The 24,361-nt window shown below is 33.4% G+C and carries 22 protein-coding genes and 1 pseudogene; 14 read left to right on the top strand and 9 right to left on the bottom strand.

Features of this window, described 5'->3' with window-relative positions:
- The first annotated feature begins 175 nt into the window (after positions 1 to 175).
- The 4 genes from J7574_RS10715 to recQ all read left to right on the top strand — a co-directional run bounded on the left by J7574_RS10715 (position 176) and on the right by recQ (position 5,323).
- Complete coding sequence (locus J7574_RS10715) at positions 176 to 1,579, top strand: arginine decarboxylase (RefSeq protein WP_290967972.1); 1,404 nt, start codon at positions 176 to 178, stop codon at positions 1,577 to 1,579.
- Positions 1,580 to 1,677: 98 nt separating this feature from the next.
- Complete coding sequence (locus tag J7574_RS10710; protein ID WP_057117936.1) at positions 1,678 to 2,646, top strand: deoxyhypusine synthase family protein; 969 nt, start codon at positions 1,678 to 1,680, stop codon at positions 2,644 to 2,646.
- Positions 2,647 to 2,654: 8 nt separating this feature from the next.
- Entirely contained in the window at positions 2,655 to 3,068 is a 414-nt protein-coding gene (locus J7574_RS10705) for a DNA primase (protein ID WP_290967970.1), read from the top strand.
- A 140-nt stretch (positions 3,069 to 3,208) separates the two neighbouring features.
- Entirely contained in the window at positions 3,209 to 5,323 is a 2,115-nt protein-coding gene (recQ, locus tag J7574_RS10700; protein ID WP_290967969.1) for a DNA helicase RecQ, read from the top strand.
- A gap of 141 nt (positions 5,324 to 5,464) precedes the next feature.
- Here recQ and J7574_RS10695 read toward each other — a convergent pair whose 3' ends face one another.
- The 4 genes from J7574_RS10695 to J7574_RS10680 all read right to left on the bottom strand — a co-directional run bounded on the left by J7574_RS10695 (position 5,465) and on the right by J7574_RS10680 (position 10,379).
- The gene (locus tag J7574_RS10695) at positions 5,465 to 5,980 is read right to left on the bottom strand and encodes a DinB family protein (RefSeq protein ID WP_290967967.1); all 516 of its coding nucleotides are present in this window, start codon (positions 5,978 to 5,980) and stop codon (positions 5,465 to 5,467) included.
- Between the two features lie 9 nt (positions 5,981 to 5,989).
- Positions 5,990 to 8,575, bottom strand: a complete 2,586-nt coding sequence (locus J7574_RS10690) for a phosphoenolpyruvate carboxylase (protein ID WP_290967964.1) — start codon at positions 8,573 to 8,575, stop codon at positions 5,990 to 5,992.
- A gap of 92 nt (positions 8,576 to 8,667) precedes the next feature.
- Positions 8,668 to 9,147 (bottom strand): winged helix-turn-helix transcriptional regulator, encoded by a 480-nt coding sequence (locus J7574_RS10685; protein ID WP_008468989.1) that lies wholly within the window; start codon positions 9,145 to 9,147, stop codon positions 8,668 to 8,670.
- 77 nt (positions 9,148 to 9,224) lie between these two features.
- Positions 9,225 to 10,379 (bottom strand): M14 metallopeptidase family protein, encoded by a 1,155-nt coding sequence (locus J7574_RS10680; RefSeq protein ID WP_290967929.1) that lies wholly within the window; start codon positions 10,377 to 10,379, stop codon positions 9,225 to 9,227.
- Between the two features lie 312 nt (positions 10,380 to 10,691).
- Between J7574_RS10680 and J7574_RS10675 the strand changes: the two genes are divergently transcribed.
- Positions 10,692 to 11,144 carry a helix-turn-helix transcriptional regulator gene (locus tag J7574_RS10675; RefSeq protein WP_290967926.1) on the top strand — a complete coding sequence of 151 codons (453 nt, stop codon included), beginning with the start codon at positions 10,692 to 10,694 and terminating at the stop codon, positions 11,142 to 11,144.
- Between the two features lie 84 nt (positions 11,145 to 11,228).
- Here the strand turns inward: J7574_RS10675 and J7574_RS10670 are convergent, their stop codons facing one another.
- Positions 11,229 to 11,780 (bottom strand): 1-acyl-sn-glycerol-3-phosphate acyltransferase, encoded by a 552-nt coding sequence (locus J7574_RS10670; RefSeq protein WP_290967923.1) that lies wholly within the window; start codon positions 11,778 to 11,780, stop codon positions 11,229 to 11,231.
- A gap of 64 nt (positions 11,781 to 11,844) precedes the next feature.
- On the opposite strand from J7574_RS10670, the gene J7574_RS10665 reads away from it, so the two are divergent.
- The 6 genes from J7574_RS10665 to J7574_RS10640 all read left to right on the top strand — a co-directional run bounded on the left by J7574_RS10665 (position 11,845) and on the right by J7574_RS10640 (position 16,556).
- Positions 11,845 to 12,510, top strand: coding sequence for a spermidine synthase (locus J7574_RS10665; protein ID WP_290967920.1), 666 nt, complete (start codon positions 11,845 to 11,847; stop codon positions 12,508 to 12,510).
- A gap of 5 nt (positions 12,511 to 12,515) precedes the next feature.
- On the top strand, positions 12,516 to 13,193 hold the full coding sequence (locus tag J7574_RS10660; RefSeq protein ID WP_290967917.1) for a peptidoglycan DD-metalloendopeptidase family protein: 678 nt from the start codon (positions 12,516 to 12,518) through the stop codon (positions 13,191 to 13,193).
- 6 nt (positions 13,194 to 13,199) lie between these two features.
- Positions 13,200 to 13,679: a hypothetical protein gene (locus J7574_RS10655; protein ID WP_290967915.1), complete on the top strand. Its 480-nt coding sequence runs from the start codon at positions 13,200 to 13,202 to the stop codon at positions 13,677 to 13,679.
- 12 nt (positions 13,680 to 13,691) lie between these two features.
- Positions 13,692 to 14,216 carry a hypothetical protein gene (locus J7574_RS10650; protein ID WP_290967912.1) on the top strand — a complete coding sequence of 175 codons (525 nt, stop codon included), beginning with the start codon at positions 13,692 to 13,694 and terminating at the stop codon, positions 14,214 to 14,216.
- A 47-nt stretch (positions 14,217 to 14,263) separates the two neighbouring features.
- Complete coding sequence (locus tag J7574_RS10645) at positions 14,264 to 14,734, top strand: nuclear transport factor 2 family protein (RefSeq protein WP_290967910.1); 471 nt, start codon at positions 14,264 to 14,266, stop codon at positions 14,732 to 14,734.
- Between the two features lie 79 nt (positions 14,735 to 14,813).
- Positions 14,814 to 16,556 carry an APC family permease gene (locus tag J7574_RS10640; RefSeq protein WP_290967907.1) on the top strand — a complete coding sequence of 581 codons (1,743 nt, stop codon included), beginning with the start codon at positions 14,814 to 14,816 and terminating at the stop codon, positions 16,554 to 16,556.
- A 603-nt stretch (positions 16,557 to 17,159) separates the two neighbouring features.
- Here the strand turns inward: J7574_RS10640 and J7574_RS10635 are convergent.
- Positions 17,160 to 18,647 (bottom strand): aminotransferase class V-fold PLP-dependent enzyme, encoded by a 1,488-nt coding sequence (locus J7574_RS10635; protein ID WP_290967905.1) that lies wholly within the window; start codon positions 18,645 to 18,647, stop codon positions 17,160 to 17,162.
- Between the two features lie 182 nt (positions 18,648 to 18,829).
- Between J7574_RS10635 and msrA the strand changes: the two genes are divergently transcribed.
- Positions 18,830 to 19,363, top strand: coding sequence for a peptide-methionine (S)-S-oxide reductase MsrA (gene msrA, locus J7574_RS10630; RefSeq protein ID WP_290967902.1), 534 nt, complete (start codon positions 18,830 to 18,832; stop codon positions 19,361 to 19,363).
- A gap of 188 nt (positions 19,364 to 19,551) precedes the next feature.
- Positions 19,552 to 21,120 carry a YdiU family protein gene (locus J7574_RS10625; protein ID WP_290967900.1) on the top strand — a complete coding sequence of 523 codons (1,569 nt, stop codon included), beginning with the start codon at positions 19,552 to 19,554 and terminating at the stop codon, positions 21,118 to 21,120.
- 84 nt (positions 21,121 to 21,204) lie between these two features.
- On the opposite strand, the pseudogene J7574_RS10620 reads toward J7574_RS10625, so the two are convergent.
- Positions 21,205 to 21,389: pseudogene (locus J7574_RS10620) on the bottom strand (hypothetical protein); the annotation flags it as partial.
- Between the two features lie 285 nt (positions 21,390 to 21,674).
- Between J7574_RS10620 and J7574_RS10615 the strand changes: the two are divergent.
- Entirely contained in the window at positions 21,675 to 22,607 is a 933-nt protein-coding gene (locus J7574_RS10615) for an OmpA family protein (protein WP_290967897.1), read from the top strand.
- Between the two features lie 99 nt (positions 22,608 to 22,706).
- Here the strand turns inward: J7574_RS10615 and J7574_RS10610 are convergent, their stop codons facing one another.
- Positions 22,707 to 23,678 (bottom strand): YpdA family putative bacillithiol disulfide reductase, encoded by a 972-nt coding sequence (locus tag J7574_RS10610; protein ID WP_290967894.1) that lies wholly within the window; start codon positions 23,676 to 23,678, stop codon positions 22,707 to 22,709.
- Position 23,679: 1 nt separating this feature from the next.
- Positions 23,680 to 24,153, bottom strand: a complete 474-nt coding sequence (locus J7574_RS10605; protein ID WP_290967891.1) for a CYTH domain-containing protein — start codon at positions 24,151 to 24,153, stop codon at positions 23,680 to 23,682.
- Between the last annotated feature and the right edge of the window lie 208 nt (positions 24,154 to 24,361).

Below are 24,361 nucleotides of genomic sequence, written 5' to 3'. Positions count from 1 at the left end.
CTGAATCGTTTCTATAATAGTAAAAGCCCTTTCTGTTTTGATGTCTTCCAATGTACAAAAGCGGAGCACGAAAAACTGCCTATTATATTTGCCAATATTAGAGTTTGAATTTAAGATTAAGTCCCCAAAAACCTAATTTAAATTATAATTACAATCTCTAAATATTGATACATAAATGAATACAAAATATTCTGATCTAATAAACCAAACATACTACTTTCCACAAGAGGAATTTAAACTAAACAAAGACAACCTATTGTTTCACAACATTGATTTGATGAAATTGGTTGAACAATATGGTACGCCATTAAAGTTTACTTACCTTCCTCAGATTTCTGAAAACATCAACAAAGCAAAAGCTTGGTTCAGAAAATCAATGGAAAAAAATAAATACGACGCAAAATACTACTATTGTTATTGTACAAAAAGCTCTCATTTTGAATATATTATGAATGAAGCTTTCAAGAATAACATTCACATTGAAACGTCATCTGCTTTTGACGTGAATATTGTGGAGAATTTGCTAGAAAACGGCAAAATCAACAAAAGCACGTATGTAATTTGCAACGGTTTTAAAAGAGACGAATACATTACTAATATTGGTAGGTTAATCAATAACGGACATAAAAATACGATTCCGATTATTGATAACTACGAAGAATTAGATTTACTTCAAGCAGAAATTAAAGGAAAATTCAAAATCGGAATCCGTATTGCTGCTGAAGAAGAACCTAAATTTGAGTTTTATACTTCTAGATTAGGTATTGGTTACAAAAACATAGTTTCTTTCTATAAAAAACAAATTCAGGAGAATGATAAATTAGAGCTGAAAATGCTTCACTTCTTTATCAATACCGGAATCAACGATACCTCATATTACTGGAACGAGCTTGTAAAATGTATTAAAGTTTACATCGCTCTTAAAAAAGAGTGCCCTACTCTAGACGGTTTGAACATTGGCGGTGGTTTCCCTATTAAAAACTCACTTGCCTTTGAATATGATTATCAATATATGATTGATGAAATTATCAATCAGATTAAAATTGCTTGTGATGAAGCTGAAGTTGATGTTCCAAATATTTTTACGGAATTTGGATCGTTTACAGTAGGCGAAAGCGGTGGCGCAATCTATCAGATTTTGTACCAAAAACAACAAAATGATAGAGAGAAATGGAATATGATCGACTCATCTTTCATTACCACTTTACCAGATACTTGGGCTATAAACAAACGTTTTATCATGCTGGCTATTAACCGTTGGAATGATACTTACGAGCGGGTTCTATTGGGAGGTCTGACTTGTGATAGTGACGACTATTACAACTCTGAGCAAAACATGAACGCAATTTATCTTCCTAAGTACAGCAAAGAAAAACCGTTATACATCGGATTTTTTAATACTGGCGCTTATCAAGAAACAATTGGAGGATACGGTGGCCTACACCACTGCTTGATTCCGCAGCCTAAACATATTTTAATAGATCGCGACGAAAACGGAATTCTGGCAACAGAAGTGTTCTCAGAACAACAGACTTCAGATGATGTTTTAAAGATTTTAGGCTACAAAAAAAAGTTATAAAAAAACGGCAGATTGAGTAAAAGAAAGTTATTTAAAATTCTTAATTTGCATTAACATCCAAAAAGGTTAAACTTTTTAATTCAAAAAAAACAAAAAAAATGAAAGGACCAATCAGTCAGTTTATTGAAAAACATTATTTGCATTTTAATTCTGCTTCGTTAGTGGATGCTGCAAAAGCATACGAGCAGCAATTAGCTGATGGTGCTAAGATGCTGGTAAGTATGGCTGGCGCAATGAGTACAGCAGAAATTGGTAAAATTTTTGCCGAAGTAATCAGACAAGACAAAGTGCATATCATTTCATGTACCGGAGCAAACTTAGAAGAAGATATCATGAATTTAGTAGCTCATTCTCATTACGAGAGAGTTCCTAACTACCGTGATTTGACACCAGAAGACGAATGGGCTTTATTAGAAAGAGGATTAAACCGTGTTACAGACACTTGTATTCCTGAGCATGAAGCTTTCCGTCGTTTACAAAAACACATTTACAAAATTTGGAAAGACGCAGACGACAAAGGTGAGCGTTACTTCCCACACGAATTTATGTATAAAATGTTGTTGTCTGGCGTTTTAGAAGAATATTACGAAATTGATCTAAAAGATAGCTGGATGTATGCGGCTGCAGAGAAAAACTTACCTATTATCGTTCCAGGATGGGAAGATAGCACAATGGGTAACATCTTTGCTTCATACGTAATTAAAGGAGACTTAAAAGCATCTACCATGAAATCTGGAATTGAATACATGACTTTCCTTGCAGATTGGTATTCTAAAAACAGTTCAAACGGAATTGGATTCTTCCAAATCGGTGGTGGTATCGCGGGTGACTTCCCTATCTGTGTAGTGCCAATGCTATACCAGGATATGGAAATGCATGATGTTCCATTTTGGAGCTATTTCTGTCAAATCTCAGATTCTACGACTAGTTATGGTTCGTACTCTGGGGCAGTTCCAAATGAAAAAATCACTTGGGGTAAATTAGATATTAAAACCCCGAAATTTATTATTGAGTCGGATGCTACAATTGTTGCTCCGTTAATTTTTGCATATTTATTAGATTTATAAAATAATTTATGAAAAGAGTTATAGTAGACTACGCCAAACTTACCAATGAAATTTTAAACCTTTTGGTTGAAAAATTTCCTGACGGTTATGATGATTCGGATGTTATCCGTTTTAGAAATGCTAAAAACGAATTGGTTGAAGCTGTAGAAGTTCGTACTGAAGATACAATTTACTTAGTAAAAATTAGTACTAAACTTGCTGACAGAATTGAAAACTACGATGAAGATGACGATTTAGATGTTGATGTAGATGCAATTGCACCAGTTAAAGGTATAGATCTTGATGATGATATTAGTGGAGATGATGATGAAGAGGATGATAATCTTGATAAACCAGATACAGATGGCGGCGATGATGACGATGAAGATGATGATGACAAAGCAGACACTGATTATGAAGATGACGAAGACGATGAAGATTAATTCATTTTCGTTTTAATAAATAAAAGGAACTCTAAAAATAGAGTTCCTTTTTTTATAGCAGACTATAAACTAAATGAATTTACATTTTTATTTTTATAGGATTATTTTTACTTTTAAAGCATAAACAAAAATACATGCCTATGACTTCCGAAATTTTACACGCAACTTTAAAAGAGAATTTTGGTTTTGAAAAATTTAGACCCAATCAAGAAACCATAATTAACACCATATTATCTGGACAAGATACGTTGGCTATTATGCCAACTGGAGGAGGAAAATCGATCTGTTTTCAGCTCCCAGCTTTAATACTGCCTGGAATCACTGTCGTAATATCTCCTTTGATTGCTTTAATGAAAGATCAGGTTGATAGTTTGAAAACCAATGGAATTTCAGCTTGTTTTATTAATAGCTCGCAATCATCTCAAGAGCAGCAATATTACATTGATAATTTAAAAACGAATAATTTCAAACTAGTTTATATAGCGCCCGAAAGTCTTTCTTATTTAGATATGGCTTTCAATGAGCTAAATATTAGTTTGATAGCAATAGACGAAGCGCATTGTATTTCGTCTTGGGGACATGATTTTAGACCGGCTTACACGAATTTAGGTTACCTAAAAAGCCGCTTCCCTTCTACTCCAATATTAGCACTGACTGCCACAGCAGACAAAGCAACGCGCACAGACATTTCTAAACAGCTTAATTTGAAGCATCCGAAAACTTTTGTAGCTTCTTTTGATCGTAAAAATTTAAGTTTAGAGGTTCGTCCTGCTTTAGATCGCGTAAAGCAGATCATTGATTTTATTGAAAACAAACCCAACGAATCGGGAATTATATATTGCTTAAGCCGCAAAACCACAGAAGAGCTAGCCGAAAAACTGAAAAAGAATGGCATTGAAGCCAAAGCGTATCATGCTGGTTTGGATAATGAAACTCGTGCAAAAACTCAAGATCAGTTTATCAACGACGATTGTCAGGTGGTTTGTGCCACCATTGCTTTCGGAATGGGAATCGATAAATCTAATGTGCGATGGGTAATTCATTACAATCTTCCAAAAAATATAGAAGGCTATTATCAAGAAATTGGACGTGCTGGCCGAGACGGACTTCCAGCTGAAACAGTTTTGTTTGAAAGCTACGCAGATGTAATTCAATTGCAGAAATTTGCATCAGAAGGCCTTAACTCTGACATACAGCTTGCAAAACTAGATCGCATGAAGCAATATGCAGATGCTGTAAGCTGCAGAAGGAAAATCTTGCTGTCTTATTTTGGTGAACTGGTGACGGAGAATTGCGGAAACTGCGATATTTGCAAAAATCCTCCAACTTTTTTCGACGGGACGATTCTCGCACAAAAAGCTTTGTCTGCAATTGTACGTTTAAAAGAATCTGAACCTTTGGCTGTGATTGTTGATTTTTTGAGGGGCTCGAGAAATGCATATATCTACGAAAAAAATTATCAAGAGCTAAAAACGTACGGAATTGGCGCTGATGTTTCTTGGTACGACTGGAATCAATACCTTATTCAGCTTATTAATTTAGGCTATTGTGAAATTGCCTTTCATCAGCATAATAAAATTCTCCTTACTCCTTTTGCGAAGAAAGTTTTGTTTGAAGGCGAAAAAGTAAAACTAACTACGGTTGTCAAAAAAGCAATTGATAAAACTGAGACTAAAGAAGCAAAACCGAAAGCTACCAAAAATTCTCTTTTTGAAACACTTCGAAAACTACGTTACGAAATTGCAAAGGAAGAAGAAGTTCCAGCTTATGTTATTTTTAGCGACGCTTCATTAAGGCAGATGGAAGTTTTACGACCAATGACCGATGAAGATTTTCTTGCAATTGAAGGTGTTGGAAAAGCCAAACTAGAAAAATATGGCGACGAATTCATAAAGGCCATAATTGAATTTCAAAGAAACAAATCGGTAGTAAAAAAGGAGAAAAAAGACAATACGTATAAAAAAACACTGGAGTTGTTTGAAAATGGAGTTTCAGTACAAGAAATTGCCGAACAGCGCGATTTGAGTGCAACTACAATTATTTCGCATTTAGCAAAATTATATGTTGATGGTCATGATTTAGATTTAAGCCAATTTGTTTCTGAAGATGAAATTTCTCAAATAGCAAAAGCACAAATTGAGTTAGAAAATCCAAATGCATTAAAACCGTATTTTGATTATTTTGAAGAAAAAATGTCTTATGATAAGATAAGGTTTGGTTTGGCTTTTATTGAGCGAAAAAATCAGACAGTATAAAAATGGGCTTCGACTCCGCTCAGCCTGACATACACACGAATTCATTATCCATTATTTATTGTCAGGCTGAGCGGAGTCGAAGCCCCGTTTCTAAAAGCAAAAAGCTGTACTTTGAAGTACAGCTTTTTTTTAAAGTATATTTTACAAATATCGTTCTGCAAAAACTTTTTGATGATGCTTTTGATGCCCAATCATTACAAAACCTAATGCACGAACTGAAATTTGAAGATTAGACGCTGTACCAATTCTTTTCAGCTGTTCGTCTGATAAACTTTTGTAAAATAATAAAGTCGAATGTCTTACAGCTGAAAATTCAGTAAGCAAATCTTGAATGCTTCTTCTGTTTGCATCAGTATTATTCGCATAATCGTTTTCTTCAAAACTTGGCAAAGGCGTTTTATCATTTCTTGAAAAGCGCAAAGCGCGATAAGCAAAAATTCGTTCTGTATCTATAACGTGCTGAATAATATCTTTAATCGTCCACTTTCCTTCTGCGTAGCGGTAATCAAATTTATCCATCGGAATGTCTTGTACAAATCTGATAAAACTGTGAAGTGAAATTTCCAATTCTTCAATTAAAATTCCGTCGCCAGCAGCTTTTACATAATTGCCAAAATTCCCAGCGTATTCATTGTCTAATAATTCTATTGCTCTCATCTTTTTATTTTAAGCTGAATTTCTGCTTGCATTAGTGTTTCCAAATAAAGATCTCGTTACGATTTTCTCATAAACTTTAATTAATTCCTCGTTAGGAGTCTGTTCTTTGTTCAGCTCATTAATTCTCAACAAAGCATATTGCTGAATGGTCAATAAAGGTAGAACAATACGCTCTCTAATTTGAATTGAGGCAATACCATCTGGATAATTCTCCATCAAAGTTTTATGGCCTGCAATTTTTAATAAAAGTCGTTTTGTCTCAGAGAATTCATTGTAAATAATCTGCCAGAATTCACCAAATTCAGGATCTTTGCTCATATAAGCGGTCAAAGGCAAGAATGATTTTGCTAATGACATCATACTATTTTCTAGTAAAGTTTTGAAAAATAATGAATTGTGATACAGATCGCTTACTTTATTCCACTGTCCAGTCTCTTCAAAATGTTTTAAAGCCGAACCTACTCCGAAGAATCCAGGAACGTTTTGCTTTAACTGGCTCCATGATCCTACAAACGGAATAGCTCTCAAATCTGCAAAATCTAAAGATTCAGATTTGCTTCTTTTTGAAGGACGGCTTCCAATGTTTGTTTTAGAATAATATTTCAGCGTACTCATTTTTTCTAAGTACGGAATAAACTTCGGATGGTTTTTGAAACTCAAATATTTCTCGTAACCTAAATTCGCTAAATCGGTCAAAATCTGAGTTTCTTCAGCAGTCAATTCGTTTTTTTCTTTACTAAATACTTGGTTGGTAACACCCGCACTCAATAAGTTTTCGATATTGTAACGGCAAGAATCCAAAGTTCCGAAATTAGAGCTAATGGTTTGACCTTGAACTGTAATCTGAATTTCGTTGTTTTCAATTTTTGGACCAAGAGAAGCGTAAAACTTATGCGTTTTTCCACCACCACGAGCAGGAGGTCCGCCACGTCCGTCAAAGAAAATTGCTTTAATTCCGTATTCTCTAGAGATTTTAGTCAGCGAAATTTTAGCTTGGTAAATACTCCAGTTTGCCATTAAATAGCCACCGTCTTTAGTTCCGTCAGAGAATCCAAGCATAATAGTTTGCTTGTTTCCTCTTGCTTTTAAATGTTTCGCATATTCTGGATTCGTGTACAATTGCTCCATAATTGTATGAGCATTTTGCAAATCATCTACAGATTCGAAAAGCGGGATAATATCAACCGTTGGTTTTTCCCAGTTATTCAAACGAATCATGGCAAAAGTCTCCATTACATTCAAAGCACTTTCGTTATTGCTAATGATATAACGATTTGCTCCTTCTTCACCATTATTCTGCTGAATCGTTTTAATTGCCTGAACAGATTCTAAAGTATATCTTGTAATTTCATTTTCAAAATCAGCTGGATTAAGATTTCCTTTTACATTCGATAAAACTCTGATTTTTTGATCTTCCGTTAAATCAAAGTAATTTTTAGGAAAAATGTCTGAACCAGAATTCAAATAGTAATTTACTACATCTTTGAAAACCGCATTATGAATTTTGCTATTCTGACGAATATCTAAAGTTGCAAAATGGAATCCAAATAAGTTGACTTTTACTAAAAGCGCCTCTAATTCGTCCAAATATAATGACTGATGTTTTTCTATAATTATAGCTCTAATTTTATTCAATTGAGTTAACAATTCTTCTAAAGTGATAAAAATATCTCCTTTAGAATAAAATACAGAACGATAAAGTTTATGTTCAAGATCTGCCACCAAAGTATCTACGCCTGAGAAAGTTAACTTACGTTTTAAGTTTCTCATTTCTACATAATAGCATTTTAAAATTGAAGTTCGTAATCGATCTGCAACTTTAAGCGTAATATCTGTAGTAACAAATGGATTTCCGTCACGGTCACCTCCCGGCCAGAAACCAAGTTTTATTAATTGATTCTGAATCGCATTTCCTTCTAGGATATTTTTTTGCAAATAATGAACAATTTCTCCTGCCGTAGCGTAAAATACATTTTCTAGATACCAAATTAAACTTACCGCTTCATCGTAAGGATTTGGTTTTTCTTTTTGGATAAAAGGTGTTTTTCCTAACTGAGCCAGCAATTGTTTAATTTGAAGTAAATCATTCTGACGAATTGCTTCTGTCAAATCATTTATAATTCCTAATACTGGGCCTGGATAAAACTGAGTTGGATGCGCGGTTAAAACGGTACGAACATTGAAGTTTTCAAGAAACTCAATCAATTCATCGTCTTTTTCTTTAGCATCAGATTTCTCTTTAATGTCACGAAGAGATCCACGCCCTTCCATGTTGTTAACCTCTGGAAAAGCAGCATCTTCAATCGCATCAAATAGTACAATTTGACGTTCTATATACTGAATAAATCGAAACATAAGATCGATCTTTTCAGCTTCAGAAGCATTACTTAAGAATTTATTGGAGAAGAAATCAACGATTTCTTTTGGGGTTTCTTCTTTTTTAAAGCCAGTTTCGCAAGTTTCTGTAAATAAAGGAAGTAAAACTCCCGTATTATCTATAGAATCAAAGGGTAATGTTATAAAAACACTATTATAAATGTGGTATTTTGAGAGAACGTCTTGATTAAAACGCTCAATTTTGGGCAACGTATACATAATCGTGTTATAGTTGGTTGGTTAATTAGTCATAAAAAAACCCCAAGAATAAACTTGAGGTTATATTTTAATATAGCATTCAAGAAAAGTTCTTACATATTTTTGAAAATAGTATGCATCAAACGCTTCTTATCGTTTATACTTTCCTCTAATGAAATCATTGTTTCAGTTCTGTAAACGCCATCAATATCGTCAATCATAAAGATAACTTCTTTTGCATGCTTAGTGTCTTTTGCTCTAATTTTGCAAAAGATGTTGAATTTTCCTGTAGTTACAGAAGCTACAGTTACGAATGGAATTTGATTGATTCTCTCTAATACAAATTTAGTTTGAGATGTATTATTAAGAAAAACCCCTACATAAGCAATAAATGAATAACCTAATTTATCGTAATCTAAGGCTAATGAAGATCCCATGATGATACCGGCATCCTCCATCTTTTTAACTCTAACGTGTACTGTACCAGCAGATATCAATAGTTTTTTTGCAATGTCAGTAAACGGAACTCTCGTATTGTCTATTAACATATCTAAAATCTGGTGATCTACTTCATCTAAACGAAATTTACTCATAATTGTTTAATTAATATTACTAATTGCTATTACAAAGTATAAAATTATATATAAAAAACAACAAATTCACATAAAAATTAACTTTTTATTAATCCGTTAACAAATTTAACATTTTTATTTAAATAAAAATTTGCCTTTTGACCCGTTTTTGGGAAATTTTCCAAATCGTCCGAATATTCTGCACCTTTTGCGTCGTATTCGTAATGACCGAAATAATTTTCCAAGTCGCCTACTTCAACAATGTAAGCGTTAAAATGAATCTTATTTTCGATTAATTCTTCTTTGTATTGTGCGACAAAATTCGTAATAATTTCGATACCATCATAATTTATTTTGACATTTTTATACATAAAATCATAAAAAACCACATTATTTTGTGAAATATTCAAATATTCGCCAAATCTATTGTTAACTAAATCGTTTTCGGAAATGAGTTTAAAGCTCACAATTAACGCGAAAAATATGAATTTCCTTGTGATTTCACGCTCATAATCGCCTGGAAAGTGTCCTGCTTCAAATAATATCGTAGGAACTCCTAAATATTGAAAAGTATCTCCTATGCAATTAATATTAAAGGAATCATCAAAGCGACCAACTTGTCCTGGAATATATTTTTGAAGCTCTTCATTGATTCCTGCAATAACATTTATAGCTTTTAATCTATTGTCGTTTACTTCTCTTTCTTCATTATACGAAGGAGCTAAAAAAGAAACCGTAGCTGGCTTTCCTGTTGTTCCTGCTCCAAATATCGTACGCTGATCATGAAGATTAAAACAGAAGTCAGGTTTAAACTTCTCAAATACTTCACGCAATACTTTACTTTCTGGTTGAGTTAAATCTAGAGAATCACGATTTAAATCTATTTCGTTTGCATTTGCCCTTGTATAAAGTCTTGCACCATCGGGATTAAGCATTGGAATGCAGTAAAAGGTGAAAGTTTCTAGCATTTGCTTTGCAAAATCAGTATCATCATTCAATAAATTAATGAAATCAAATAAAGCCTTTGTTGTGGTGCTTTCATTTCCGTGCATTTGTGACCATAGATAGGCACGAGTTTTTCCTGTTCCAATTTGGTAACTATATATAGGTTCGCCTAAAACAGATGTTCCAATAATCTCTACCTGACCATTAGTATTTAACTTATCCAAAAGTGGTTTAATGTGGTCTAGAGTAAGGTACCTTCCGGAGATAGACTGTTCTTTGTATTGTGTAAAAAGCTGTTCTAAATTCATTACGTTTCGATTAGTTTACAAAAGTAAACATCTTTATTTTTACAATTGTAAACTAAAAGAAAATTTAATAATTTAATATTGTAAACATGTTTATGCAATATATTGTTGTTTGAATTGCAAGTTCTTTTTACAAAGAGAATTATAACTATATCATAAATATAAAATAATATAATTCAATAAGTTAGTTATGTTTATGTAAATTTTAAATTTAACATAAATCTTAGCTATTCTTGTAAATACAACAAGTATCTTGTTGTAGAAAGTTTTTTTGTTTACATTTGTAAATATAGTAATCAAACATATTAATTTACAATGGTAAACATCGATGATTTTGTAAAAAGACTAGAAACGGTGCTAGATTATTATGGGTTAAATGCCTCTGCTTTTGCCGATAAAATTGGAGTACAGCGCTCTAGTATGTCGCATCTTTTGTCTGGAAGAAACAAACCAAGTTTAGATTTTGTAATGAAAATTCTAGAGGTTTTTCCAGATGTAGATTTATATTGGATTTTGATTGGAAAAGGAAGTTTTCCCAAAAATAACGAAGAACCTGTTGCTGAAAATTCAAATATCCAAACTCCTCCTCCATCGAATCAAAATGTTGGTGGTGATTTATTTTCTGCTATTGAAGTAAATGAAGAAGGAAAAAAAGAAATAAAAAAATCATCAGCTTCTCAAAATGTAAATTTTAGTTTGGAAGATGATGAAATTGAAAAAATCGTTCTATTTTATAAAAATGGCACTTTTAAAGCCTATTCTCCATAATGCAAAATTTAGAGCGTATTTGACTCCTTGGACAGAAAATTTTCAAATACGCGATTCTCACGCGTTTGAAAAAAAGCTCAGAAATTATAGTTTTACTCCATTTTCAGGAATTTTCCCCTCTACTCCTTCATAGTGTTTTTTCAAAACTTCAAAATCGGCTTCATAATTTCCAGTGGGATAAAAAGGTTCGCCTAGATTTACTTCTTTCTTTCCCCAATCAAAAGCTACGGGAACAATTGGCACATTCGCTTTAAGCGCTATAAAATAAAACCCGGTTTTTATTCCTTTTACCTCTTTTCTTGTTCCTTCTGGCGCAACGGCCAAACGAAAAATTTCTTTTCTGTCAAAAATCGCTGCAATAGAATCTACTTTATTCAATCCGCCAATGCGATCTAAAGGTTCTCCTCCAACATTTCTAAAATAATAACCAAACGGAAATCGAAACAATTCCTTCTTTCCTACCCAATTCATCTGCAGTCCCGAGATACCGCGAGTCAAAAGTCCGATATAAAAATCATGATTGCTAGTATGAGGCATTACCATCAATATACATTTTTTGACTTCAGCATTTTCGATTCCCACTATTTTCCAGCCCATTAGCTTAAAAAATATGAATTTGTATAATTGTTTTTTCATGAAAGATTCAATATTTCGTGCAAAATAAAAGATTTAATGGTAAATTTGAGTAAAAGCATAAAAAATGATTCGAAAATTTTTCAGTTACATAATTCCAATAAAAATATTTAAGAAAAAATCCGCTAGAAGCAAAATGATCGAAGTTACTTGGGCAAATGGCGAGTTAGTATTGGACACTGAAAACACAAATTATTCGTATGGAAGTCTGCAACGCATATTACGATATGGACTTCGAAATATCGGGTACGATAAAATTTTAGAAATGGAGCACATTCTGTTATTAGGCGTTGCTGGCGGAAGCGTTGTAAAAACATTAGTAAACGAGATTGAATACAAGGAAAAAATAACGGGAGTAGAAATAGATCCAGATATGATTCAGATTGCGAATGAGTATTTTAATCTTAACGAAATTAACCAATTAGAGGTTGTGATTGATGATGCGTTTGAGTTTGTTCTAAAAACAAAAGACAAATATGATCTTATAATAATCGATATTTTTGAAGATACCCATATGCCCAACTTTTTGTTTGAGAAGTTTTTTGTGGATAGAATCTGCACTATTTTAAAAGATGATGGTTTTGTTCTCTTTAATACAATGATATTAGACGAAGCGCATAATGTGAGAAATAGAAAATATGTTGCCGAAATGAATTCAAAATTGTTTCAGACAAAAATGCTTCCCCGAATTGAAGTACATAACGAATTAATAATTATAAACAAAGTAGCCTAAATTTTATGAAACCCCTTGCCTCTATCTTGAATTCCCTGCCGCCTGCTAAAGTTATTGATGCCTCAATTAATGTTTCTGAATATACGCCGTTAAATTTATCGGTTTCAAATCAAGAATTGGTAAGCCAAAAATTGGATACCTCAGAAGATTTTGAAAAATACATTTCAAATTTTCTAAAAGAAAACAATGCCAAAGTTGCGTTTGGCGGTTATATAGAAGGAAGATTTTTATACCAAAGAAGCCCTATTTTTTTGGATGCCACTAAGCCTGAACGTAATATTCATATAGGTTTAGATTTATGGGCAGAAGCTGGAACAGGCGTTTTAGCTGCTCTTGACGGAAAAGTACACAGCTTTAAAAACAACATTGGATTAGGCGATTATGGCCCAACTATTATATTAGAACACCAAGTAGAAAATGAAAAATTTTATACTTTATACGGACATTTATCGTTAGAAAGTATAGAAAATTTAAATATCGGAGACCAATTTAAGAAAGGCGAAAAGATTGCGACTTTAGGAACTGCCTCAGTAAATGGCGATTACGCACCTCATGTCCATTTTCAGATTATCCATAATATTGGCGATTATTGGGGAGACTATCCTGGTGTCTGCAACACAAAAGACCTAAACTTTTATATCGAAAATTGTCCCGATCCTAACTTATTATTAAAAATTACTTAAATAGTTATGAAGAAAGCAGGATTGATTATATGTTTGTTGTTATTATTAATTGGATGTAAATCTAAAACAGTAAGTAGAGATACAGAGGATTTAAAAATAAAAAAAGTTTCTAGTGCAGAAGTTAATGCAAATCAGCAGCGAAAAGCGTATGATTTAGGAAAGAGAGTTTTAGAAACTTGTAATACTTCAAAATTTAAACCTTTTAATGAAACAGAAGTAACTAAATCGGTTATGGAAAACACTACAGAAGAACGTTTAACCAAGACCTGCCAAAGATTTAGACAATACTACGGAAGTTTTATAGATTTAAAATTAGATGGAGTTTACAAAACCAAACAAGAAGTCATTTACCGCTATCATGCGTTGTACACTAAAAAAGTGGCCAATAAGGAATTGCGCATTTTTGTAAATGAAGATAATCTTATTTCTGCCATTAAATCTATGGATTGGGATGAGAAATTTGATGCCAAATTAGCCGATCAATAAATTACGATACCTATGAATTTTAAACTGCCACTACTTCTTTTATTATTTGTTTCAATCTTTGCATCAGCACAGCAAACTATTAGTGTAAAAGGATCTGCCCCTTATCCTGCAACACAAGAATATACTTTCATCTGCGAAAAATATGCGTACTCTGGCGAAATTAATGTGCAAATAGCGAAAACGGAAAAAGGTGGTGTTTTAAAACTAACCATATCTACAGCAAGCGATAAAGCCAAAATTGCTGGCGGCGTTTACGTAGATCTTACCAATGCCGATGTTATTGCCTGTACAGACAAAAATGTAAAAGAATCTGCAGACGGCAAAACAACAGCTTACTATTACTTTACACCTGCAGAATGGCAAAAGCTTAGAAAGACCGATATTTATGCAATAAGATTTATAATTGCTGGCGGACCCGATATTTCAGGAAACCTAACTGGACATTTTACAGCTTACAGTAAAACGAAATATTTCTCGACAGCATTTGATAAAAGCAAAAAAACATTTGATACAGCTAAAGAAATTAGTGCCTTATAATGATTTTTTAATATAATAAATCTTATATTTAACATAAATATCTTTTTATGAATTCAAATGAGGCTTTAATTACAAAATTTTATACTGCTTTTGCAAATGCAGATGCCAAAACAATGAGCGAATGCTACCATCCAAAAGTTCATTTTATTGATCCCGCTTTTGGTTTGCTAAAAGAAGAACAGGTTTCTAAAATGTGGGAAATGCTGCTTTTAAAAAGTAAAGGCAATTTGAAAGTTGAATTTTCAAATGTAAAAGCAGACGAGTCAACAGGATCAGCTAATTGGACTGCTACTTATAATTTCAGTAAAACAAATAGAAAAGTCATTAATACAATTTTGGCTGAATTTGTTTTCCAAGACGGATTAATTATCAAGCATACCGATAATTTTGATGTATGGAAATGGTCCAAACAAGCCTTTGGTATCACAGGCTATTTATTGGGTTGGACAGGATTTTTTCAGAAAAAAGTACAAACCCAAGCGCTATCAGCATTGAAACAATTTCAGGGTACTAAATAAAACTCTTATATCTGCCTCACGCTCGATTCTAATTATTTTGTTGCTTAGTTTTTACTAAAAGTGTTAATTCTAAATACTGATGAAAGAAATCGTACACAAAAAATTAAATCAATTACAGGCAACTGCTATTTGCGGAAACGATATAAGTTCTTCCTGTCTTTACGTTTCTGCTTTAACCATTTTATATGCAGGGCAATACGCTTGGATTTCGCTTCTAATTGTTGCTATAGTATTATTTCTTTTCAGGAAAATTTATGCAGAAGTTGTTGGAGCAATTCCTTTAAACGGAGGCGCTTATAATGTCTTGCTAAATACTTCTACAAAACGCTTGGCCTCTATTGCCGCAACGCTAACGGTTTTATCCTATATGGCTACCGCCGTAATTTCGGCTTCTGAAGGAATGCATTATCTGCACGGAATTTTTGAAGGCCTCAATGTGACTATCGCTACGGTAGTCGTTTTAATTTTGTTTACCGGTTTAGCTATTCTAGGAATCGGAGAATCGGCATTTGTGGCCGTCATTATTTTCGTGACACACATCGGCACTTTGGCATTGCTCGTTTTAGCATCGCTCTGGTTTGTTTTAATGCATGGTTTAGATACTTTTCATATCAATTGGCAAACTCCTATTGCATCGGGAAGTATACAAATGGCACTATTTCTTGGCTTTTCTGCTGCTATGTTAGGAATATCAGGATTTGAAAGCTCCGCCAATTTTGTTGAAGAGCAAGAACAAGGTGTTTTTCCTAAAACGCTTCGAAACATGTGGGGAATCGTAAGTTTCTTTAATCCCGTAATTGCTATATTGTTAATTAGCATTATTCCGCTTACAGAAGTGGGACAAAACAAAGAATCGCTTTTAGCGCATTTAGGACAAACCACAGGCGGATCATGGCTTGCCTGGCTCATTTCTATAGATGCCGTTATGGTGCTTTGCGGAGCCGTTTTAACTTCATTTGTTGGCGTTTCTGGACTTTTAAATCGTATGACACTAGACCGAATTCTCCCAAATTATTTCCTAAAACAAAATAAAAGAGGTTCTCATTACCGAATCGTTTTAAGCTTTTTAATTCTTTGTCTTTCTGTTCTCTTTGCTACAAAAGGGCATTTAGAATCCTTGGCTGGAGTTTATACTTTCTCTTTTCTTGCTGTTATGGCACTTTTCGGAATTGGAAATCTGCTTTTAAAATACAAACGCAGAAAACTTCCAAGACCAGAACGTGCAAATGGCTTAGCAGTTGTAATCGCTGTAGGTTTTGTGATTGCCGCTTTTTTTGGAAATATGTTTTTAAATATCAATTCGTTTTACACCTTTTTTAAATACATGATTCCAGCCTTAATTTTTATTGGAATCATGCTCAATCGCGTTATTTTAATACGCTTATTAATCGAAGCTCTAGAATATTTCTATCAGCCATTGCGTAAAATGGTGATTCTAAGCAATCGATATCTCGAAAATTTAAGTACCGAAATCAACTCTCAAGAGTTTGTTTTCTTTACAAAAGGTGACGACATAACAATTTTGAATAAAGTTTTACAATATGTTGAAGACAATGAAACAACTAAGAAATTAAAAATTGTTCACGTCAAAAAAGATACTGTAGACAACGAAGCCCTCAAAAAAGATCTAGAAGTTCTTGATCGTGCTTACGGCGGACTGGATATAGAATATATAGAAATAGAAGGCACATTCGGTCCAGAAATGATTGAAGAACTTTCCAAAAAATGGAAAATTCCAAAAAACTTCATGTTTATCGGTTCCCCTGGAAATAGATTCTCCTATCGAGTTGCCGATCTTGGTGGCGTACGCTTGATTATGTGATTTTTTAGAAGCAGAAATGTTCGTTTTTTTCAAGAACACCAGTCCCGCTATCCGCTATATCTTTTATGCTGAACCACAGCATAAAAGGATACCGCTCCTATCGGGGCTATACAACAAGTATATTTTTCATAACAAATATAAAATCAAATTTAAAAAACGAAACCCGACAGGTTTTAAAAACCTGTCGGGTTTAGTACAGTCAGTTTATCTTTGTCAAAGTTTAAAACTTTGCAAAGATTCTTTTATAAGTCAGCTCTGCGATCTCAACGGCAACTAATATTCCATTCAAAAAAACTTCCAATCTCTGCGAAAATCCTCAGCGAACTCCGCGCTAAAAATCAGCCACCTACTATAAAGATTAATATTGATTAACATATAACTCAGTTATCTATGTCAAAGTTTAAAACTTTGACATAGATTCTTTTATAAGTCAGCTCCGCGATCTCAATGGCAACTAATATTCCGCTTAAAAAAAAACTTCCAATCTCTGCGAAAATCCTCAGCGAACTCTGCGCTACAAAAAAAATAAAGCCACAAATTATAAAAATTAAAATCAGTGTTAATCCGTATAATCTGTGGCTAAAAAATCTTTAGAAACTATTTTTAAGACTTAAACCAGCTCTCAACCAATTCGTCTTCAAACGAAGTTGCATCTTTATGAATAAACTCATTCCGCTTTTTATCATAAGAATAATCCAAAGCCCAAGTTTTATGGTTTGCAGCTAACTCTTTTATACTCTTGCATACAAAAGCAATTTCTTCATCGGTAGTTGTTGGGTGAATCGACATTCTAATCCAGCCCGGTTTTTTGATTAAATCACCAATCGTAATTTCATTAACCAATTTATTAGAAGTCTCTTGGTCAACATGTAATAAATAGTGACCATAAGTTCCTGCACAGCTGCATCCACCTCTCGTCTGGATTCCAAAACGGTCATTTAAGATTTTAACACCTAAATTAAAATGAAGGTCATCAATAAAAAACGAAATCACTCCAAGACGTTCTTTATGCTGTCCGGCTAAAATTTTAATATTTTCAACTGGCTCTAACTCAGAAAAAACATAATCGACAATTTCGTGCTCACGCTCCATGATGTTTTCAATTCCCATTTCTTCTTTCAGCTCAATTGCCAATGCCGTTCTAATAACTTGCAGAAAACCAGGAGTTCCGCCATCTTCACGATCCTCGATATTATCAATGTATTTATGTTCACCCCACGGATTCGTCCAGCTTACTGTTCCTCCTCCCGGGCAATCAGGAATCATATTGTTGTATAATTTTTTATTGAAAATCAAGATACCAGAAGTTCCAGGTCCGCCTAAGAATTTATGTGGAGACATAAAAATGGCATCCAAATAAGCCTCTGGATCAGCTGGGTGCATGTCAATTTCAACATAAGGTCCCGAACAAGCAAAGTCAACAAAACAGACACCATTAAATTGATGCATTAATTTTGCCGCTTCATGAAAAGGAGTTCTTAAACCTGTAACATTTGAACATGCTGTAATAGAAGCAATTTTTATCGTTCTATCTTTATATTTCTCTAATAAAACTTCTAAATTTTCTAAATTGAAAAGTCCCTTCTCGCAAGACGGAATAATTTCAACATCTGCGATAGTCTCTAACCAAGAAGTTTGATTAGAATGGTGTTCCATGTGAGAGATAAAAACAATTGGTTTTTTCTCAGCAGGAACATTGGTAAAGCTTTTCAAGTTTTCGGGAATCTTCAAACCCAAAATACGCTGGAATTTATTGATAACCCCTGTCATTCCAGTTCCATCCGTAATTAAAACATCATCATTGTTTGCATTCACATGACGCTTAATAATGTGTCTAGCATGATGATATGCCTTTGTCATGGCAGTACCAGATACAGTAGTTTCAGTATGAGTATTGGCAACAAAAGGTCCAAATTGATTTAGCAGTTTTTCTTCAATTGGGCGATATAATCTTCCACTGGCAGTCCAGTCTGTGTAAATTATTGATTTTCTGCCATAAGGTGACGTAAATTCTTGATTTATACCGACAATATTCTGTCTAAATTCCTGGAAATAAGTTTCCAGTGTCATGGTACTATTTTTGCTATTCATTAGGTGTGCCTTGTGTTTGACTGCAAATATATAGTTTTTTTATAAAATTGCGAATTTATCAATACTAAACTTCAAACACTACATTACAGTTTGGTATTTTTAGTTAAAAGAACTTTTTTTTAATAAATTATCACAATATCCTATCGAATTAATAGGCATTAAATTTAAAGAAAGCATTATTTATGGGAAATTTATCAGTTGCTACCTTTGGTGGCGGATGTTTTTGGTGTATTGAAGCTGTAATTCAGCGTTTAAAAGGCGTAGAAGCAATAAAATCGGGTTATTCAGACGGATTTATAAAGAATCCTGCTTATCGTGAAGTGTGTACAGGAAGAACGGGACATGCAGAAGTGATTCAAGTGACTTTCAACCCTGACATAATTTCATACCATGACTTAATTTTCATATTCATGACAAGTCATGACCCGACAACTTTAAATCGTCAAGGCGGCGACAGCGGAACGCAGTATCGTTCTATTATTCTGTATCATAACGATGAGCAGAAAGAAATCGCTGAAAAAGTTTTTGAAGAAGTACAGCCTGCCTATTCAGATCCGATTGTGACGCAATTAAAACCTTTTGAAGTATTTTACGAAGCCGAAGATTATCATCAAAACTATTATAATGAAAATCAAGAAGCTGGATATTGCCAAGTTGTAATTGATCCGAAAATTCAGAAACTTAAAAAACTGTACGCTGATAAGTTAATCAGCTAAATTTAGTTTTAGCCACAGATTACAAAGGTTAAAAAGATTTCTGTATTATCTTTTTGCCACGAATTACGCGAATTTTCACGAATGTTTTTCTAACTAACCCTTAAAATTAATGGAAATTTGTGTAATTCGTGGCAAGCAAAAAAATCACTTTAATCTGTGTAATCTGTGGCAAATAGAAAGAAAACAAAATGAAAAATCTTAAAATAAACAATCGTTTTACTGCAGAATTACCAGCAGACCCAGATTTGACCAACGAAGTTCGTCAGGTTAAAAACACGCTGTTTTCGTATGTAAATCCGATTAAACCTTCAAATCCGAAATTGATTCATGCATCTGAAGAAGTCGCTGAATTGGTTGGGATTTCTAAAGATGAAATTCAGTCAGAAGAATTTCTAAATGTGTTTTCTGGAAAAGACATTCTTCCGGAAACTAAGCCGTATGCCATGTGTTATGCCGGACACCAATTTGGCAACTGGGCAGGGCAATTAGGCGATGGGCGTGCAATCAATTTGACAGAAGTTGAAAGCAATAATCAGTTCTATACGCTCCAATTAAAAGGCGCTGGAAAAACACCCTATTCGAGAACCGCAGATGGTTTAGCCGTTTTACGTTCGTCTGTAAGAGAGTATTTATGTGCCGAAGCCATGTATTATTTAGGCGTGCCCACTACCCGATCACTTTCGCTAATTCTTTCTGGAGATCAAGTTTTAAGAGATATTTTGTATAACGGAAACCCTGCTTATGAAAAAGGAGCTGTTGTTTGTCGTGTAGCTCCTTCATTTATTCGTTTTGGAAGCTATGAAATGCTAACGGCTAGAAACGAGCTTAAAAATTTGAAACAATTTGTAGAATATACCATTCAGCACTATTTTCCTGAAATAACAGGAGAACCAAAAGAACAATATTTGCAATTCTTCCAAAAAGTTGCCGATACCACACGTGAAATGATTTTGCATTGGCAACGCGTCGGATTTGTTCACGGCGTAATGAATACCGACAATATGTCGATTCACGGAATTACGATTGATTACGGTCCTTACGGATGGCTTGAAAATTACGATCCCGATTGGACGCCCAATACAACCGACAGCCAAAATAGAAGATACCGTTTCGGAAATCAGCCTCAAGTTGCACAATGGAATTTGTTTCAATTGGCCAATGCACTTTACCCTTTAGTTAACGAAGCAGCTCCACTAGAAAAAATCTTAGACTCGTTTATTTTGGATTTTGAAAAAGATTACAAAGAAATGTTTTTAAGTAAATTAGGTCTATTCACTTCAAGTGAAGCTGACGATAATATAATTAAAGGTCTGGAAGAAATTTTACAGCTATCTGAAACAGATATGACTATCTTTTTTAGAAATCTAAGTAAAGTAAACAAAGTAGATTCTGTTGAAGATGCCATTAAAAAAATAGAGTATGCATTTTACATTCCAGAAGAAATAAGAGAAAACATTCTGGAAGCTTGGCAAAAATGGTTTACGGTTTATTTGAAAAGATTGAGTGCAGAATCACTTTCAGACGAAGAAAGAGCTTCAAAAATGAATCAGATCAATCCAAAATATGTACTGCGAAATTACATGGCACAACTGGCTATTGATGCTGCAGACAAAGAAGATTATTCATTGGTTGATGAATTATTTCAGCTTTTGAAAAAACCATACGACGAACAGCCAGAATCTGAAAAATGGTTTGCAAAACGTCCAGATTGGGCAAGAACTAAGGTTGGTTGTTCGATGCTGTCTTGCAGTTCTTAAGTTTTTTTTAGCCACGAATTTCACTAATTGCCACAAATTTTAATTTTATTCGTGGCAATTAGTGAAATTCGTGGCTTATATTTTTTATTTTGAACTAATATAATCTACAATCATACTAGCGTGAACTCTTGAGTTTTCAATGAACCATTTGTGCGTTTGCATTACCCATAAACTACTCTTGCGGGAAATAAACCTTCAATATTCGTTTCCATGGTTTCTGGATTGTAAAAAGGGATTTTTAAGTCATCATCTTAAAGTTGAATTCCGAGTATATACAATAAAAGTTAAATAGTGATTATTCCTATATAGTTATAATACAAATTGTTCTTTCTGAGACTTAGCAAAAATAACTTTTATGGTAAGTTTATTTTTTAAAATAGCAGCTCTTTAAATAAATTCATATTACAAGAGACTTTTTTCTATTCCATACAAAATACAAATTTAAGTTCTGATTAAAAGCACAAAAAAAGACCTATTTTAATATAAAAATGCCTTACTGTGTAACAATCGAATATTCGTACTCGATATATTTGAAATAATCTCAAACTTACATTATGCCAGTAAAAAAAATCTATACATTAGGTATAGTACTTATAGTAATTTCAATTATTTTAGGCTGTTTATCATATTCAAAATTTTGCTGTAATTTTAATTTTAAAACACAATTAAAGGATAGCTGCATGGTGCCAGATTCAAATTTCTTTTCTATTAAAGGAACAAATTTTGAATTTCATACTACTACTAATTTTAATTTTGGGCATAATGGTGGTGAGATGATTATGCCAGTTCATGATTCCATCAATTTTGGTATTGAAAAACTTAAAAATTACTTTATTTCAAATACAAATAAAAAACTTGTTATAACTGGATTGCTCACTTGTGGTGAGGTTAATACATTAGAGTTTAAAAATCTTGGCTTAGCAAGAGCTCAGGCTGTTAAAAGATATTTTATTTCCAAGGGTTTACCAATTCTGCAATTGGAAACCAAAGGAGGAATAAGCCATGATTGGCGGACTGCTTCGGCTATTGTTTATGGACCGCTGACATTTCACTTCGAAAAAAGAGAAACAGATCTTTCACTAAACAGTGATTTGATTTTAATAAAAGAAAAGATCAATAAAGAGCCTTTAATCCTGTTTTTCAAAACAAATAAGTCAAATCGGCCTATCAATGAAACACTTGAAGGTACCAGAATTTTTTATATCAGAAGAGATAGCGAAATATTTGAAGATATAAAATTTTATATGGCAAATGTAAAAAATGCTTCCGTTTTAATTGTTGGACACGGCGATAGTATAGGCAGTAAAGAATATAATATGGTTCTAGCACAAAGACGTGCTGAGTACACTAAAAACTTTCTAATAAAAAATGGCATTGAAGCTTCAAGGATTACAACAGAATCGAAAGGTTCTGATGAACCGTTTGGTAGTAATAGAAGTGCTTATGAGAGGCCTTTAAACAGAAGATCTGTAATAACAATCAAGTAATAAATTGCATACTAAGAAAATGGTAAAATCTTCTTGATAGCTAAAAAGAATAAAAACTCAAAATAAGGAAAAAAGCTGACTCGTAGCCAGCTTTTTTCCTTATTCAAATGAAGTTATATAATTCAAAATCATACTAGCGTGAACTCTTGAGTTTTCAATAAACCATTTATGCGTCTGCATCCCTCCACATACTACACCAGCAAGAAATAAGCCTTCAACATTAGTTTCCATTGTTTCTGGATTATATAATGGAATTTTCAATTCATCATCAGAAAGATGAATTCCGATTTTCTCGAGAAAACTTAAATCTGGTTTGTAGCCTGTTAAAGCTAAAACGAAGTCATTTTCAATTGTAATCTTTCCGTTTGGAGTTTCAATTTCTACTTCATTTTCTCGAATTTCAGTGATATTGGATTGAAAATAAACTTTAATGCTTCCTTCGGCGATACGATTTTCAATATCGGGTTTGACCCAATATTTCACGCGGCTATTAATTTCTTTTTTACGAATTACCATTGTAACCTCCGCTCCTTTTCTCCAGCATTCTAATGCCGCATCAACAGACGAATTGTTGGCGCCTACAACTAGAACTTTTCTAAAAGCATATTCGTGAGCTTCTTTGTAATAATGGCGAACTTTCGGCAGATTTTCACCTAAAACATTCATTTCAATCGGAATGTCATAAAAACCAGTGGCGATTATAACATTCTTAGACTCATAATTTTGTTTATCCGTTTCAATTTTAAAAATTCCATTATTCTTTTGAACATTCAGCACTTTTTCAAATAAATTGATATTGAATTTAAAGTAGCGATGAATGTTTCTGTAGTATTCTAAAGCTTCCTGACGTCCTGGTTTTGGCGCCAAGCAGTTAAACGGAATCTCACCGATTTCTAATCTTTCTGCCGTTGAGAAAAAGGTCATGTACAATGGATAGTTGAAAATGCTATTAACAATTGCTCCTTTTTCTATAATTAAGTATTTTAATTTTTTCTTTTCAGCTTCTATTGCGCAGGCTAAACCAATTGGTCCGCCTCCTACAATAATAAGGTCGTATTTTGATTCTGTCATTTTATTTTTGCCAGTCTTTATAGGGATTTTTGCTTAAATAAGCGTTGTAATATCTTTCGTCGTTTGTTACTTCTTCACCAAGCCAATCTGGTTTTTCAAAAGTTTCGTCTTCAAAATTCAACTCAATTTCAGCCATTACCAGACCTTCGTTTTCGCCATAAAATTCATCGACTTCAAATATATGCTCTCCTGATTTTATTTCGTAACGCGTTTTTTCTATTTTACCTTTTTCGCATAATTTTAATAGTTCTTCAGCTTCATCAAGCGGAATCTCATTTTCCCACTCAAAACGAGACATACCGCCACTTTGGCTTATTCCTTTTATAGTTATAAAGCCTTTGTGCCCTTTAATTCTAACTCTTACAGTACGCTCTGGAGCCGAACTCAAATAGCCTTGAGCAATATTATTTTGGGCAAAAGCTTGTTTCTTAAAGTCATTAGATTTTACAAGAAACTTTCTTTCTATTTCGACCATTTTAAATGTAGATTATTTTTTATGCAAGTTACTCATTTTAATCAAGCCTTTAGACTTATAAAAAATGAAAAATAAGTTAATTTATTTTGTTTTATTACAAATCAAAGACATCAAAATAACTGACTGTTAACATGTTGCAATTGTTATTTTAAGTAATTTTGACAGATTCAAACTCCTCATTAAACATCTGGTTATGAATATAAAGGCA

It is taken from the genome of Flavobacterium sp., from assembly GCF_017744675.1.
Classification (GTDB): Bacteria; Bacteroidota; Bacteroidia; order Flavobacteriales; family Flavobacteriaceae; genus Flavobacterium.
This window is presented reverse-complemented; position numbering and strand designations above follow the sequence as displayed.